Genomic DNA, 14,294 nt, shown 5'->3' on the forward strand with positions numbered 1-14,294 from the left:
GGGGGGGGGCCCGTGCCCGCCACGGCGGTCAACCACCCCCCTTTCTTCCACCCCCCCCCCCCCCCCCCCCCCCCCCCCCCGCTCCCACATTGGATTTATGTTGCCAGTTGGATTTCGGTTTTGATCAGGCCACCGGGCACTCTCGATCCAGCGCTCTATCCACCAACAACAATCCCAACTCCAGCAGTTGTTGCATCGCCAATACCAGGCTGCGGTCTTTGCCATCAATGTTTTCGGAAAGGTCCAACGCCATTGCATTGGCAGACTGGAGTGTTTCGTAGGCGTTGCTCAGCAGTGCTTCCGTTTCAACGTTGGCTGATACGGTGAACAGACTGAAGTGGTTTTTTTCATTGGTGGACGCTTTGGTTTCGGCGGGTTTCAGGTAGTGATCGATAGCCCGCTGGGCGGCGTCCTGAAGCTTGGTTTTTTCAGACTTGGAGCCAGACGTTACTGGCGGATTGGGCGTGACTTTGTACATGCAATGACTCTCCATTCAATTGGAGCTCACCACATCTGCGACCAAGCAGGAGGGTGGCGAGCTGTACGCAGGTTGGTCGACCAGGGAATGGAAACCCGGCAGGGCCAGGGCCCTCCCACGCGCAGCTCGCCATAAAGCGAACACGATAATGCCGCTTGCGCGGCACTGTGCGCCATTCTAACCCGGGCGACCAAACCCGATCGCTGATGAGCAGCGACTTGGAGAGGCTAGCGGCGAGTTAAGGCTGCTGCAAGCCATAGAGATCGTAGGAAAAATCACCGATCTACCGGGATCTTGATTATTCCTGAAGCGATACTTCGGCAAGGCGCGGCTTTAGAAACTCCAGGGCATCTTTAAACACCTGATGCCACTCTTCTGACGGTTCGCTCGCCAGCGGGTGCCAGAAGAACTGGAACTCGTGGCCGCCATCATCCTTTGCAAAATGGGTCCAGGTATCTGGCAGGTCTTCAGGGATCAGGCATTGATGAAAGGCCCATGTATGCCCCGTGGACGCTGAGTGCCAAGTGCCCAGGTCACGTATCACCTTGCCGGTTATCCCGGCCTCTTCAAGCAACTCTCTAACTGCCGCAGCCTCGGTACTTTCGCCAGGCTCCAAGCTGCCCTTGACCAGTTGAAGACCTGCCAGTGGGTGTTTGAAGGCGAGGATTTCCAGGGATTGGCGGGTTCGCAGGATGACCGGACATGCCTTGTCTTTTCCCATCACGTTGTCCTTTTGCACATATTGGCGGCCAGCTATTGCACCACAGTCCGGCACATTTCCAATGCCGGGCGAAGACCTTGTGGCGAGGGAGCTTGCTCCCGCTGGACTGCGAAGCAGGCCCAAGTCAGCCACTTCAGTACATCTGACAGACCGTGTCACCCAGGCTTGGGGCCGCTGCGCAGCCCAGCGGGAGCAAGCTCCCTCGCCACAGGTTAGGTATGGATCGTTCCCACGCTCTGCGTGGGAATGCATCCCGTGACGCTCCGCGTCACCACTGCGCAAGACTTCAATGGACGCAGAGCGTCCGAGGCGGCATTCCCACGCAGAGTGTGGGAACGATCAAGGTCCTACAGCTACTTCCAACCTTTCATCAAACCTTCATCAAACGGTTTTACTCCAGTCATGTGCAAGTCATAGGGCTGACACAGCCCGCGCCTACTGTCGTTTGAACTCAAACGCAGCCACGGATGGCTGTTCAACCAGACAGAGAAGCCCATGACTCCAGCTATCCATGTCGATCATCTGAACAAGACCTTTGCGAAGAAATCCGCACTGGTCGACCTCGAGCTCACCGTTGCCACCGGTGAGATGGTCGCGCTGATTGGCGCTTCCGGCTCCGGCAAGTCCACCTTGCTGCGCCACCTCGCGGGCCTGGCCTGTTGCGACAAGAGCAACGGCGGCAGCGTCAAGGTGCTGGGCCGGGAAGTGCAGGCCAGCGGGCGGTTGAATGGCAAGGTGCGGCGCCTGCGCGCCGACATCGGTTACATCTTCCAGCAGTTCAACCTGGTCAACCGCCTGAGCGTGCTCGACAACGTACTGCTCGGTTGCCTGGGCCGCATGCCGCGCTGGCGCGGCAACCTCGGTTTGTTCAATGCCGAGGAAAAACAGTTCGCCATGGAATCCCTGGCCCGCGTCGGCCTGGCAGACCTGGCCAGCCAGCGCGCCTCCACCTTGTCCGGCGGCCAGCAGCAACGCGTGGCAATCGCCCGCGCTTTGACGCAACGCGCCGAAGTGATCCTGGCGGATGAACCCATCGCCTCCCTGGACCCGGAGTCGGCGCGCAAGGTCATGGAGATCCTCGCCGACATCAACGGCCGCGACGGCAAGACCGTGGTGGTCACCCTGCACCAGGTCGATTACGCCATGCGTTATTGCCCGCGAGCCGTGGCGCTCAAGGGCGGGCGGATTCACTTCGATGGCCAGGCCAGCGAGCTGAGCAGCCAGTTCCTCAACGATTTGTACGGTGCCGATGTCGACACCAGCCTGATGTTTTCCGACCAGACCCGCACACCCGTCGTCCCCGCACGGTTGGCCCTGGCCCGCGCTTGAAACCTTACTAACGACCCACAGGAATCCTCTCCATGTTGAACCGTATCGGTCATGTGTTTCTGTCTGCCGTGCTGCTTGCCAGCGTGGCCATGGGCACTGCCCAGGCCGCCGACAAGGCGATCAATTTCGGCATCATGTCCACCGAGTCTTCGCAGAACCTCAAGAGCATCTGGCAGCCCTTCCTGGATGACATGCACAAGAAGACCGGCCTCACCATCAACGCCACCTTCGCTTCCGACTACGCCGGCCTGATCCAGGGCATGCGCTTCAACAAAGTCGACGTGGCCTGGCTGGGCAACAAGGCCGCGATGGAAGCGGTGGACCGTTCCAACGGCGAAATCTTCGCCCAGACCGCCGCCGCCAACGGGGCTGCCGGTTACTGGAGCGTGCTGATCGTGCGCAAGGACAGCCCGATCAACAACGTCGATGACATGCTCAAGAACGCCAAGAACCTGACCTTCGGCAACGGTGACCCGAACTCCACTTCGGGCTACCTGGTACCCGGCTACTACGTGTTCGCCAAGAACCACGTCGACGCCGCCACCGCCTTCAAGCGCACCCTCAACTCCAGCCATGAAGTCAACGCATTGAGCGTGGCCAAGGGGCAGTTGGACGTCGCCACCTTCAACACCGAAAGCTGGGACCGCCTGGAAGTCACCCAGCCGGACAAGGCCGCCATGCTCAAGGTGATCTGGAAGTCGCCGCTGATCCCGGCCGACCCGATGGTGTGGAGCAAGGCCCTGAGCGACAGCGAGAAGACCAAGATCCGCGACTTCTTCGCCAACTACGGTGATACCGACGAAGAGAAGGCCGTGCTGAAGAACATGCAACTGGGCAAGTTCCTCAAGTCCAGCGACGACCAGTTGTTGCCGATCCGCCAACTGGAACTGTTCAAGCAGCGCACCACCATCAGCGCCGACGACAAGCTGGAAGCGGCTGACAAGGCCAGGAAGCTCGCCGACATCGACGCCGACCTGGCCAAGCTGCAAGAGCGCATCACCGAACTGGACAAGAAGACCGCAGCCAACGGCTAACCCCCTGTAGGAATCGGGTTCATGTGGGAGCGGGCTTGCTCGCGAATACGGTGTGTCATTCAACGCATCCGGCGACTGAGTCACCGCATTCGCGAGCAAGCCCGCTCCCACATTAAGCCCAGTTCCAACCCTACACCGAGAGTGACCCATGACTACCTTGCATGCTGAAGCAGTGGGCAAAAGGACTTGGCCGCAATACCTGGGCTGGGGCCTGTTCCTGATCCTGCTGGCCTGGGCCTGGCACGGCGCCGAGATGAACCCGCTGGCGCTGTACCGCGATTCCGGAAACATGGCGACCTTCGCCGCCGACTTCTTCCCGCCGGACTTCCACGAATGGCGCTCCTACCTCAAGGAGATGATCGTCACCGTGCAAATCGCCCTCTGGGGCACGGTGCTGGCGATCGTCTGCTCGGTGCCCCTGGGCATCCTATGCGCCGACAACATCACCCCATGGTGGATTCACCAGCCGCTGCGCCGGGTGATGGATGCCTTCCGTTCGATCAACGAAATGGTGTTCGCGATGTTGTTCGTGGTCGCCGTCGGCCTCGGTCCTTTTGCCGGTGTCCTGGCCTTGTGGATCAGCACCACCGGGGTCCTCGCCAAGCTGTTTGCCGAAGCCGTCGAAGCCATCGACCCGGGCCCCGTTGAAGGTGTGCGAGCCACCGGTGCCAGTGCCTTGCAGGAAGTGATCTACGGCGTGATCCCGCAAGTGATGCCGCTGTGGGTGTCCTACGCGCTCTACCGCTTCGAGGCCAACGTGCGTTCGGCGACGGTGGTGGGGATGGTCGGTGCCGGCGGGATCGGCGTGATCCTCTGGGAGAACATCCGCGCGTTCCAGTTCGTGCAGACCTGCGCGGTGCTGCTGGTGATCATCGTGGTGGTGAGCTGTATCGACGTGCTGTCCCAACGCCTGCGCAAGCAGTTCATCTGACGACGGAGGGGTGCCCCTGGGCGCTTTTTTTAAGCATGCAGTTGTCTAGACAAGATGAGCCGGTGTACCGCGAACTCGCCGACATCCTGCGCCGCGAACTGAGCAGCTACCAGGCCGGTGAATTCCTGCCGGGCGAGGTGCAACTGGCTGAACGCTTCGGCGTCAACCGCCACACCCTGCGCCGCGCCATCGACGAGCTGGTGTTCGAAGGCAGCCTGTTGCGCCGCCAGGGCAAGGGCACCCAGGTGCTGGACCGCCCGCTGATTTACCCGATGGGCGCCGAGACCTCCTACAGCCAGTCCTTGTCGGCCCAAGGCGTGGGCGTGGAAGCGATGCTGCTCAAGCGCCGCTACTGCTTTGCCAGCCGCGAAGAGGCCCAGCAACTGGGCATCGCCGAGATGGCGCCGATGATCGAGCTGCAAACCCTGCGCAAGCTCGACCACCAGCCGGTCAGCCTGATCCGCCACCGTTACTGCGCCAGCCATGCGCCGCTGCTGGCGGACTACAACGGCGGCTCGCTGCGCCACTACCTGCGTGAGCGCGACATGCCGTTGACCCGTACCCAAAGCCTGATCGGCGCGCGTTTGCCCAACCGCGACGAAGCCGCACTGCTGATGATGCCCCGGCACTTGCCGGCGCTCACCGTATTCACCCTTTCCCGCGATCGCGACGGCCGCCCGGTGGAGCTGGCGCAGTCCACCAGCCGTTCGGATCGCTTCCAGTACCAAGTGGTGACCTGATGGAGACCCCGATGAACCTGTCCCCGCGTCAACACTGGATCGGCGTGCTCGCCCGCGCCTTTCGCAGTGAATTGCTGCCCCATGAAGACGCCCTGCGCGACGTGGATTACCAACTGATCCGCGCCCCGGAAATCGGCATGACCCTGGTGCGTGGCCGCATGGGCGGCAATGGCGCGCCGTTCAACCTCGGCGAAATGAGCGTGACCCGCTGCGTGGTGCGCCTGGCTGACGGGCGTACCGGCTACAGCTATTTGGCCGGGCGCGACAAGGTCCACGCCGAACTGGCGGCCCTGGCGGATGCGCATTTGCAGGGCGCGCACCCGAGCCCCTGGCTCAGCGACCTGATCGGCGCACTGGCCAACGCCCAGGCCGAGCGCCGGGCGCAAAAAGAGGCCGACACCGCCGCCACCAAGGTCGAGTTCTTCACCCTGGTTCGAGGAGAAAACTGATGAATGCCCAACGCTTGCAACCGGCCTTTGTAGACCCGGTGCTGGACGCCCAGCGCGGTTTTCGCGGGGCCCTCAAGGCCCTCGCCGAGCCCGGCCTGATCCAGTCCTTGCCCGCGGCCCCCAGCCTTGAAGGCCTGGCGCCCGCTACCTATGCGCTGTGCCTGGCGCTGCTGGATATGGACACACCGCTCTGGCTGGCGCCGTGCTTCGACACGCCGCTGATCCGCGCCAACCTGGCCTTTCACTGCGGCTGCCCGCTGACCGCCAACCGGGAAGAGGCCGCGTTCGCCTTGCTCGGTGAACAGGACTTGCTCGACCTCAGCGGCTTCGACCACGGCAATGACCGCTACCCGGATCAGTCCTGCACCTTGCTGGTCCAGTTGACCGACCTGGAAGCCGGTCGCGCCTTGAACTGGCGCGGTCCGGGGATCAAGACCCAGCGTCAGGTCAACCTGCCGGTGCCTCAAGCATTCTGGCTGGAACGTCAACGCCGCGAGACGTTTCCCCGTGGCCTGGACGTGTTGTTCGCCGCCGGCCATCACCTGATCGGCCTGCCACGCAGCACCCGAATTGCACAGGAGCATGCCTGATGTACGTAGCCGTCAAGGGTGGCGAACAGGCCATCGACAATGCCCACCGCCTGCTGGCGAAAAAACGCCGGGGCGATACTTCCATTGCGGAACTGAGCGTGGAGCAGATCCGCGAGCAACTGCCGCTGGCGGTCGCGCGAGTAATGAGCGAAGGCTCGCTGTACGACACGGAGTTGGCTGCACTGGCGATCAAGCAAGCGGCGGGGGATCTGGTGGAAGCGATCTTCCTGCTGCGGGCCTACCGCACCACGTTGCCGCGCTTCAGCCCGAGCCTGCCGATCGATACCGCGCAGATGTCACTGAGTCGGCGTTTGTCGGCGACTTTCAAGGACGTGCCGGGCGGGCAACTGCTGGGCCCGACCTTCGATTACACCCACCGCCTGCTGGACTTCGCACTGCTGGCCGAAGGTGAATACCCGGGCCCGCAAACCACGCCGGATGCGACTCTGGAAGCGTGCCCTCGGGTACTCGGCCTGCTGGCCAAGGAAGGGCTGATCAAGAACGAATCCGACGACACCGGCAGCGTCGCCGACATCACCCGCGACCCGCTGGAATACCCGGCCAACCGCGCCCAGCGCCTGCAAGCCCTGGCCCGTGGCGACGAAGGTTTCCTGCTGGCACTGGGTTACTCGACCCAACGTGGTTACGGTCGCAACCACCCGTTTGCCGGCGAGATTCGCATCGGCGACGTCGAGGTGTGGATCGACCCGGAAGAGCTGGGTTTCCCGATCTGCCTGGGCAGCATCGAAGTCACCGAGTGCGAGATGGTCAACCAGTTCGTCGGCTCGGCCACCGAGCTGGCGCAGTTCACCCGGGGCTACGGCCTGGCATTCGGGCATGCCGAGCGCAAGGCGATGGGCATGGCCCTGGTGGACCGCTCGCTGCGGGCCAATGAGTTCAACGAAGAGATCGTCTCGCCGGCCCAGCAGGAAGAATTCGTGCTGTCCCACTGCGACAACGTCGAGGCGGCGGGCTTCGTTTCCCACCTCAAATTGCCTCACTACGTGGACTTCCAGTCCGAGCTGGAACTGATCCGCAAACTGCGCCAACCGGCCGAGGGCACCCGCCATGAATGACCTGACTCAAGCGCCTGCGCGTGACCCGGCGTACAACTTCGCCTACCTCGACGAGCAGACCAAACGCATGATCCGCCGCGCCTTGCTCAAGGCCGTGGCGATCCCCGGTTACCAGGTGCCGTTCGGTGGCCGCGAGATGCCGCTGCCTTACGGTTGGGGCACCGGCGGCATGCAACTGACCGCCGCGATCCTGGGGGCTGACGACGTGCTCAAGGTGATCGACCAGGGCGCCGACGACACCACCAACGCCGTGTCGATCCGCCGCTTCTTCGCCCGTACGGCGGGCGTCGCCACCACCGAAAGCACCCCGGACGCCACGGTGATCCAGACCCGCCACCGCATCCCGGAAACCCCGTTGCAGGCCGATCAGATCATGGTCTACCAGGTGCCGATCCCGGAGCCGCTGCGTTTTATCGAACCGTCGGAAACCGAGACCCGCACCATGCACGCCCTGAATGACTACGGGGTAATGCACGTAAAGCTCTACGAGGACATCGCCACCTTCGGCCATATCGCCACCAGCTACGCCTACCCGGTGATGGTGGATGAGCGCTACGTGATGGACCCCTCGCCAATCCCGAAATTCGACAACCCGAAACTCGACATGAGCCCGGCGCTGATGCTGTTCGGTGCCGGTCGCGAAAAGCGCCTGTACGCGGTGCCGCCGTACACCCAGGTCACCAGCCTCGACTTTGAAGACCATCCGTTCGAAGTGCAGAAGTGGGAACACACCTGCGCGATCTGCGGCAGCCATGAATCGTTCCTCGATGAGCTGATTCTCGACGACGCCGGTACCCAGAGTTTTGTGTGTTCCGACACCTGGTACTGCGCCCAACGGGTCAAGGAGAACAACCAGTGAGCCAGCCTCTTTTGCAAGTGCGTGACCTGTCGTTGTTGTACGGGGAAGAGAAGGGCTGCCAGGACGTCAGCTTCGATTTGTACCCCGGTGAAGTGTTGGGGATTGTTGGTGAGTCGGGCTCAGGCAAGTCCACCTTGCTCTCGCTGCTCAGCGGGCGTCTGCCACCGCAGGCCGGCCACATCGGCTATCGCGGCAAGGACGGTGAATGGCTGGATCTGTACAGCGCCAGCGAAGCCGAACGTCGCACCTTGCTGCGCACCGAATGGGGCTTTGTCGAGCAAAACCCTCGGGACGGTTTGCGCATGGGCGTGTCTGCCGGCGCCAATATCGGCGAGCGCCTGATGGCCCAGGGCGTGCGCAACTATGAGCAACTGCGTGGCGCCGGCCTCGACTGGCTGGGCCAGGTAGAAATCGACCCGCAGCGCATCGACGACTTGCCCCGGACCTTTTCCGGCGGCATGCAGCAGCGCCTGCAAATCGCCCGCAACCTGGTCTCCAGCCCGCGTCTTGTGTTTATGGACGAGCCCACCGGCGGCCTGGACGTGTCGGTACAGGCGCGCTTGCTCGACCTGTTGCGCGGCCTCGTTCGCGAGCTGGATCTGGCGGTGGTGATCGTCACCCACGACCTCGCCGTGGCGCGCCTGCTGGCCGACCGCCTGATGGTGATGCGCCGCTCGCGCGTGGTGGAAACCGGGCTGACGGACCAGATCCTCGACGATCCACAGCACCCTTACTCTCAACTGCTGGTGTCTTCGGTATTGCAACCATGATGAATGCCTTGATCGAGGTCCGTGACCTCTCGAAAATCTTCACCTTGCACCAGCAGAACGGCGTGGTGCTGAACGTGCTGCGCGGGGTGGAGTTCAGTGTGAAAGGCGGTGAGTGCCTGGTGCTGCATGGCCAGTCCGGCGCCGGTAAAAGCACGTTGCTGCGCACCCTGTACGGTAACTATCTGCCGGCGGGCGGCAGCATCCGGGTACAGCACCTTGGCGAATGGCTGGAGCTGGTTGGTGCCGAGCCGCGTGAGGTGTTGCAGGTGCGCCAGCAGACCCTGGGCTACGTCAGCCAGTTTCTGCGGGTGATCCCGCGGGTGGCCTGCCTGGATGTGGTGATGGAGCCCGCCCTGGCCCGTGGCTGGTCGAAGGCCAATGCACAGTCGCGCGCCGAGCATCTGCTGACCCGCCTGAATATCCCACAACGCCTGTGGCAGCTGGCACCCGGTACGTTCTCCGGCGGCGAGCAACAGCGGGTCAACATCGCCCGCGGCTTCATGGTGGATTGGCCGGTGATGCTGCTGGACGAACCCACCGCGTCCCTCGACGACAGCAACCGCCAGGTGGTGCTGGAACTGATGAACGAAGCCAAGGCTGCCGGCGCGGCCTTGATCGGCATCTTCCACGACCGCGCCGCCCGTGAAGCGGTCGCAGACCGCCATTTCGACATGACCCCAGCGCCTGTTGCCCAAGAGGAATACGCCCATGCCCGCTGAACAGATCCTCAGTAATGCCCGGCTGGTGACGGCTGATCGCATGTTCCTTGGCAGCATCGTGCTGCGTGACGGGCTGATCGTCGACATCGCCGAAGGCCGCAGCCAACTGCCCCAGGCCCAGGACCTTGACGGGGATTTCCTGTTGCCGGGCCTGGTGGAACTGCACACCGACAACCTGGAAAAACACATGACCCCGCGCCCCGGCGTGGACTGGCCGTCGACTTCGGCGGTGCTCAGCCATGATGCGCAGATCATCGCGGCCGGCATCACCACGGTGTTCGACGCGGTGTCCATTGGCGATGTGAATCCCAAGGGCAACCGCATGCAGAAACTGCCGGCGATGCTCAACGCCATCGCGGCAGCAGAAAGCGCCGGCCTGACCCGCGCCGAACACCACCTGCACCTGCGCTGCGAGCTGTGCCACCCCGACACCCTGAGCGTGTTCCGCGACCTGGTGGAAAACCCGTTGGTGCAGTTGGTGTCAGTGATGGACCACTCGCCGGGCCAGCGCCAGTTCGTGCTTGAATCCAAGTACCGCGAGTACTACATGGGCAAGTACCACCTGAACGACGAGACCATGGACGCGTTCATCAAGCTGCAAATGGCCAACTCCAGGGAGTACAGCGACCGCTACCGCGCCGCGATCGTCGAGCATTGCCTGGAACGCGGCCTGTCGGTGGCCAGCCATGACGATGCGACCCTGGCTCACGTCGAGGAGTCGGCGCGCTACGGCATGACCATCGCCGAATTCCCCACCACCCTGGAAGCCGCCCGTGGCTGCCGGCAACTGAACATGAAAGTTCTGATGGGCGCGCCGAACGTGGTGCGTGGCGGGTCCCACTCGGGTAATGTGGCCGCCGCCGGCCTGGCCGCCGAAGGATTGCTGGATATACTTTCCAGTGACTACTACCCGGCCAGCCTGTTGCAGGCGGCGTTCGTGCTGGCCGATCAACAGGATGGCGGCAATCTGTCGCGGGCAATCAGGATGATCAGCCTGGCGCCCGCGCACGCGGCGGGCCTCAGCGATCGCGGCGAAATCGCCACGGGTCTGCGGGCCGACCTGGTGCAAGCCAGGAGCCGCGACGGACTGCCCGTGGTCCAACAAGTGTGGCGACAAGCGAAGAGGGTGTTTTGATGGCAGGCAGGTTGATCTATCTCATCGGACCATCGGGTTCGGGCAAGGACAGCCTGCTGGATGCTGCACGACCGCGTCTGGCCGAGCGTGGTTGCCGCATTGTGCGGCGGGTCATCACCCGCTCGGCGGAAGCGGTGGGCGAAGCGGCGCAGGGTGTGAGCCCGGAGCAGTTTGCCGCAATGGAGGCCGAGGGCGCATTTGCCCTCAGCTGGCACGCAAACGGGTTGTCCTATGGCATCCCGCGGGAAATCGATGAGTGGCTGGCGGCGGGGCACGATGTGCTGGTCAACGGCTCCCGCGGCCACCTGGCGCAAACCCGGCTGCGTTACCCGAACCTGCTGGTGGTGCTGCTGACGGTAGACCAAGGGGTGTTGCGCCAGCGCTTGCTGGCGCGGGGGCGCGAATCCCTGGCGGATATTGATCTGCGCCTGGCGCGCAATGCGCGATTCGCCGAGGGTTTGAGCGCTGCTGCAGATGTGTTCCTGCTCGACAATTCCGGCCAACTGGAACACACGGTCGAGCGCTTGCTGGGCTGCCTCGACGGGCAACCTGCATGCGCCTGACACTGCTGGGCACCGGCGATGCGCGGCAAGTGCCGGTGTATGGCTGTGAGTGCGCCGCCTGTGGCCTGGCCCGCCATGACCAGAGCCTGCGCCGCCGCCCATGCAGCGCATTGATCGAGTGTGGCGACCAGCGCTGGTTGATCGACAGCGGGTTGCCCGACCTCACCGAGCGCTTCCCGCCGCGCAGCTTCAACGGGATTCTCCAGACCCATTACCATGCCGATCATGCCCAGGGTCTGCTGCATCTGCGCTGGGGCCAGGGGCTGGTGATTCCGGTGCATGGGCCGGTGGATCCGGAAGGGTTGTCCGACCTGTACAAGCACCCCGGCATCCTCGATTTCAGCCAGCCGTTTGCCGAGTTTGAAACCCGCCGGTTGGGTGAACTGAGCGTCACCGCGTTACCGCTGCTGCATTCCAAGCCCACCCTGGGGTATCTGCTGGAAGGTGAAGGGCGGCGCATTGCCTACCTTACCGACACCGTCGGCCTGCCACCCGCCACCCGCGATTGGCTGCAACGCGAGCCGCTGGATGTGCTGGTACTCGATTGCTCCATGCCGCCGCAACCGCAGGCACCGCGCAATCACAATGACCTGACGCTGGCGTTGCAATGTATTGAAGAGGTGGGTGCGCAGTTGGGGGTGCTGACCCATGTGGGGCATACGCTGGATGCGTGGTTGTTGCAGCATCGGCGGGAGTTGCCGCGGCATGTGACGGTGGGCTGGGATGGGCGGGTGATTTAGCGTGGGAAGTTATGTCAAGCGGTGAGGTCCTGATCGCTGGTGGATTTGGATGAAAAGTTTGAGTGGATGTATCTTTGTTGATGCCGGTTTGGAGTATTCATATTGGCGGCATTGTGTAGGTTTTTGTTTTTTTTCTGATAAACCAAGGCGCTGCCGCAACGGCTGGTATGTGTTCAGTTGTTTAAATTGCAAGTAATTTATTGAGTTTCTTAGCGGGTGTTTCATCGCTTTTAAGTGTTTCGATGAGAACTAAATAAGCGCTGTCCCGTGCTTTCCATGCATGGGAGCTTAATGGCTGATGCCGATTGTTCCGGCTCGTCTATTAATTAATAAAGAGTGCTCTTTCTCATGAACGTTTTTGACGCGATCTCCATCAGGCCCATGCTTCAAAACTTGCCGGAGTCTGACCCCGGTCCGACTGGCTTCGGCGCGAAAGCCAAGCCGACCTACACCACGGATCAGGCCGGCAAGCAGATCTCGCGGGACAACCTGCGGTTTCACGATCGTAACGGCGACAAGAAAGTTGATCTGTCCTACACCGTCGACCCCAGTTTCACCGCGCAGCAGCAACAACGCGTTCGTCAAGCGGTGCAGTCCTGGCAGGATGTTGCCAACATTAACCTCAAGGAGCAGGCAGATGGGGCAGACGGCACGGTAAACATTAAAAACAACCCTCGCGGTGACCGTGGTGTTGCCACATCACCTACACGCTCCAACACCAGCACGACCGCGACGATAGGCACGCTGAAAGCAGGGAGCAGACCTGGCCTGGGCAGCCACTTTTCGGTGACCGCGGTACATGAAGTCGGGCACGCCATCGGCCTGCAGCATCCAGGCAACTACAATGGTGGCGGCTCTACCTACAACAGTGGCGCGGTCTATGCCGGGGATACCAAGGCGCGCAGCGTCATGAGCTACTGGTCGGAGAAAAACCAGGCCGGCCACGACTTTCAGTCTTCGAATCCATCCGCGCCAATGATGGACGACATCGCGGCAGCGCAGCGGTTGTATGGGGCCAATCACCAAACCCGCAATACCGACACCACGTATGGTTTCAACTCCAACACCGAGCGGGAGGCGATGACGCTCAAGAGCGCCACGGACAAACCCGTTTTTTGCGTATGGGACGGCGGCGGTGACGATACGTTGGACTTTTCAGGGTTCTCACAGAACCAGAAGATCAACCTCAATGCCGAGTCGTTCTCTGACGTGGGCGGCTTGAAGGGCAATGTCTCGATTGCCAAGGGGTGCACAATTGAAAACGCAACAGGTGGGGCCGGTCGCGACACCCTGATCGGTAACGAGGCGGGCAATCGACTCAAAGGTGGAGCAGGGGCTGATACGTTGCGCGGTGGCGGCGGAGCGGACATGTTTATCTACGACAAGGCCAGTGATTCCACGCCCCAGGATCCTGACTTGATCGAGGACTTTACCAGCGGTACCGACAAGATCGACCTGTCGGGCGCATTGAAAGAAGCCGGGGTGGGCACCCTGGTGTTCACGGACCGATTCACGGGGCGCGCTGGCGAGGCCTTGCTCAAGTACGACGCCGCCACGGGCCGGTCAAGCCTTGAAGTTGACCTGAACGGCAGTGGCAAAGCCGAGTTGTTGATCAACAGTGTTGGCCAGATCAAGTCGACGGATGTGCAGTGGGCGGGGGCGACGCCTGGGTTCAAGCCGGTGCCATTACCCATGCCAAATGTAGTGCCGTCCCCGGCGCCGCCCCCTGCGCCTGATTCGAAAACGACCACGCTTGCAGTGTTGAACGAGATGATCGCCAAGACATTGTCGACGTTGCTGCAGCTATTGAAAGGTCTGCTTCAACAGCCGGGCGCCCCTGGGTAACCGCCAGAGTAAAGGCAGAGTCTGGCCCTGTTTCCAGTGCCTGGCTCTCAGCCATCAGCACCACGTGGTGGAGCAGCCGGATGTGTAGCAGATTGTTTTCATGCCCTGGTTAGGGCGATGGGTAATTGTAGGTTTATATGTCTCCGGTTTTCTTCGTATCCCATATTGAATGCAGAGCTGGCCTGATCTGAAACTTCTGAATATAAATATAGTGCGCTTAAAAAATTGGCGATGTGTTTCTGGCTGTTTGGATATTTAAATTGAAACGTTCATAGGGGTGATATTCGGTTTTTTCATGTGAGATTTTAAGGCGGC

General features: G+C 62.0%; 16 protein-coding genes. 14 read left to right on the forward strand and 2 right to left on the reverse strand.

The window, feature by feature from the left end:
• Window positions 1-124: 124 nt before the first annotated feature.
• Complete coding sequence (locus ACIOMR_RS05615) at window positions 125-478, reverse strand: DUF6124 family protein (protein WP_401192765.1); 354 nt, start codon at window positions 476-478, stop codon at window positions 125-127.
• Window positions 479-776: 298 nt separating this feature from the next.
• Entirely contained in the window at window positions 777-1,199 is a 423-nt protein-coding gene (locus tag ACIOMR_RS05620) for an NUDIX domain-containing protein (protein WP_401192768.1), read from the reverse strand.
• A gap of 495 nt (window positions 1,200-1,694) precedes the next feature.
• Between ACIOMR_RS05620 and phnC the strand changes: the two genes are divergently transcribed.
• The 14 genes from phnC to ACIOMR_RS05690 all read left to right on the forward strand — a co-directional run bounded on the left by phnC (window position 1,695) and on the right by ACIOMR_RS05690 (window position 13,979).
• On the forward strand, window positions 1,695-2,528 hold the full coding sequence (gene phnC / locus ACIOMR_RS05625; RefSeq protein WP_003210623.1) for a phosphonate ABC transporter ATP-binding protein: 834 nt from the start codon (window positions 1,695-1,697) through the stop codon (window positions 2,526-2,528).
• Between the two features lie 32 nt (window positions 2,529-2,560).
• Window positions 2,561-3,562 carry a phosphonate ABC transporter substrate-binding protein gene (phnD, locus tag ACIOMR_RS05630; RefSeq protein WP_003210622.1) on the forward strand — a complete coding sequence of 334 codons (1,002 nt, stop codon included), beginning with the start codon at window positions 2,561-2,563 and terminating at the stop codon, window positions 3,560-3,562.
• A 148-nt stretch (window positions 3,563-3,710) separates the two neighbouring features.
• Window positions 3,711-4,493: a phosphonate ABC transporter, permease protein PhnE gene (gene phnE, locus ACIOMR_RS05635; RefSeq protein ID WP_003210621.1), complete on the forward strand. Its 783-nt coding sequence runs from the start codon at window positions 3,711-3,713 to the stop codon at window positions 4,491-4,493.
• A 35-nt stretch (window positions 4,494-4,528) separates the two neighbouring features.
• The gene (gene phnF, locus ACIOMR_RS05640; protein ID WP_023659262.1) at window positions 4,529-5,233 is read left to right on the forward strand and encodes a phosphonate metabolism transcriptional regulator PhnF; all 705 of its coding nucleotides are present in this window, start codon (window positions 4,529-4,531) and stop codon (window positions 5,231-5,233) included.
• A gap of 11 nt (window positions 5,234-5,244) precedes the next feature.
• Window positions 5,245-5,682 carry a phosphonate C-P lyase system protein PhnG gene (gene phnG, locus ACIOMR_RS05645; RefSeq protein WP_003210619.1) on the forward strand — a complete coding sequence of 146 codons (438 nt, stop codon included), beginning with the start codon at window positions 5,245-5,247 and terminating at the stop codon, window positions 5,680-5,682.
• Window positions 5,682-6,272 carry a phosphonate C-P lyase system protein PhnH gene (phnH, locus tag ACIOMR_RS05650; RefSeq protein ID WP_063028147.1) on the forward strand — a complete coding sequence of 197 codons (591 nt, stop codon included), beginning with the start codon at window positions 5,682-5,684 and terminating at the stop codon, window positions 6,270-6,272. Before phnG ends, phnH begins: the two co-directional genes overlap by 1 nt.
• Window positions 6,272-7,348 carry a carbon-phosphorus lyase complex subunit PhnI gene (locus tag ACIOMR_RS05655; protein ID WP_008434767.1) on the forward strand — a complete coding sequence of 359 codons (1,077 nt, stop codon included), beginning with the start codon at window positions 6,272-6,274 and terminating at the stop codon, window positions 7,346-7,348. The genes phnH and ACIOMR_RS05655 overlap by 1 nt, the downstream gene beginning before the upstream one ends.
• The gene (locus ACIOMR_RS05660; RefSeq protein WP_008434764.1) at window positions 7,341-8,207 is read left to right on the forward strand and encodes an alpha-D-ribose 1-methylphosphonate 5-phosphate C-P-lyase PhnJ; all 867 of its coding nucleotides are present in this window, start codon (window positions 7,341-7,343) and stop codon (window positions 8,205-8,207) included. The genes ACIOMR_RS05655 and ACIOMR_RS05660 overlap by 8 nt, the downstream gene beginning before the upstream one ends.
• On the forward strand, window positions 8,168-8,977 hold the full coding sequence (gene phnK, locus ACIOMR_RS05665; RefSeq protein ID WP_085984643.1) for a phosphonate C-P lyase system protein PhnK: 810 nt from the start codon (window positions 8,168-8,170) through the stop codon (window positions 8,975-8,977). The genes ACIOMR_RS05660 and phnK overlap by 40 nt, the downstream gene beginning before the upstream one ends.
• Window positions 8,977-9,696, forward strand: a complete 720-nt coding sequence (gene phnL, locus ACIOMR_RS05670; RefSeq protein ID WP_178903447.1) for a phosphonate C-P lyase system protein PhnL — start codon at window positions 8,977-8,979, stop codon at window positions 9,694-9,696. Before phnK ends, phnL begins: the two co-directional genes overlap by 1 nt.
• Window positions 9,686-10,831: an alpha-D-ribose 1-methylphosphonate 5-triphosphate diphosphatase gene (locus tag ACIOMR_RS05675; protein WP_178903436.1), complete on the forward strand. Its 1,146-nt coding sequence runs from the start codon at window positions 9,686-9,688 to the stop codon at window positions 10,829-10,831. Before phnL ends, ACIOMR_RS05675 begins: the two co-directional genes overlap by 11 nt.
• Window positions 10,831-11,394, forward strand: a complete 564-nt coding sequence (phnN, locus tag ACIOMR_RS05680) for a phosphonate metabolism protein/1,5-bisphosphokinase (PRPP-forming) PhnN (protein WP_177054663.1) — start codon at window positions 10,831-10,833, stop codon at window positions 11,392-11,394. The genes ACIOMR_RS05675 and phnN overlap by 1 nt, the downstream gene beginning before the upstream one ends.
• On the forward strand, window positions 11,385-12,134 hold the full coding sequence (phnP, locus tag ACIOMR_RS05685; protein ID WP_003210610.1) for a phosphonate metabolism protein PhnP: 750 nt from the start codon (window positions 11,385-11,387) through the stop codon (window positions 12,132-12,134). The genes phnN and phnP overlap by 10 nt, the downstream gene beginning before the upstream one ends.
• 348 nt (window positions 12,135-12,482) lie before the next feature.
• Window positions 12,483-13,979 carry a M10 family metallopeptidase C-terminal domain-containing protein gene (locus tag ACIOMR_RS05690; protein ID WP_177035115.1) on the forward strand — a complete coding sequence of 499 codons (1,497 nt, stop codon included), beginning with the start codon at window positions 12,483-12,485 and terminating at the stop codon, window positions 13,977-13,979.
• Window positions 13,980-14,294 lie beyond the last annotated feature (315 nt).

The organism is Pseudomonas sp. NPDC087814 (assembly GCF_044742865.1).
In the GTDB taxonomy this organism is placed as follows: Bacteria; Pseudomonadota; Gammaproteobacteria; order Pseudomonadales; family Pseudomonadaceae; genus Aquipseudomonas.

Coding starts and splice junctions, on each gene's coding strand:
- ACIOMR_RS05690 (WP_177035115.1), top strand. CDS start 12,483: ATGAACGTTTTTGACGCGATCTCCATCAGGCCCATGCTTCAAAACTTG.
- phnC (WP_003210623.1), top strand. CDS start 1,695: ATGACTCCAGCTATCCATGTCGATCATCTGAACAAGACCTTTGCGAAG.
- phnH (WP_063028147.1), top strand. CDS start 5,682: ATGAATGCCCAACGCTTGCAACCGGCCTTTGTAGACCCGGTGCTGGAC.
- ACIOMR_RS05615 (WP_401192765.1), bottom strand. CDS start 478: ATGTACAAAGTCACGCCCAATCCGCCAGTAACGTCTGGCTCCAAGTCT.
- phnD (WP_003210622.1), top strand. CDS start 2,561: ATGTTGAACCGTATCGGTCATGTGTTTCTGTCTGCCGTGCTGCTTGCC.
- phnL (WP_178903447.1), top strand. CDS start 8,977: ATGAATGCCTTGATCGAGGTCCGTGACCTCTCGAAAATCTTCACCTTG.
- phnF (WP_023659262.1), top strand. CDS start 4,529: ATGCAGTTGTCTAGACAAGATGAGCCGGTGTACCGCGAACTCGCCGAC.
- phnN (WP_177054663.1), top strand. CDS start 10,831: ATGGCAGGCAGGTTGATCTATCTCATCGGACCATCGGGTTCGGGCAAG.
- ACIOMR_RS05620 (WP_401192768.1), bottom strand. CDS start 1,199: ATGGGAAAAGACAAGGCATGTCCGGTCATCCTGCGAACCCGCCAATCC.
- ACIOMR_RS05655 (WP_008434767.1), top strand. CDS start 6,272: ATGTACGTAGCCGTCAAGGGTGGCGAACAGGCCATCGACAATGCCCAC.
- ACIOMR_RS05675 (WP_178903436.1), top strand. CDS start 9,686: ATGCCCGCTGAACAGATCCTCAGTAATGCCCGGCTGGTGACGGCTGAT.
- ACIOMR_RS05660 (WP_008434764.1), top strand. CDS start 7,341: ATGAATGACCTGACTCAAGCGCCTGCGCGTGACCCGGCGTACAACTTC.
- phnP (WP_003210610.1), top strand. CDS start 11,385: ATGCGCCTGACACTGCTGGGCACCGGCGATGCGCGGCAAGTGCCGGTG.
- phnG (WP_003210619.1), top strand. CDS start 5,245: ATGAACCTGTCCCCGCGTCAACACTGGATCGGCGTGCTCGCCCGCGCC.
- phnE (WP_003210621.1), top strand. CDS start 3,711: ATGACTACCTTGCATGCTGAAGCAGTGGGCAAAAGGACTTGGCCGCAA.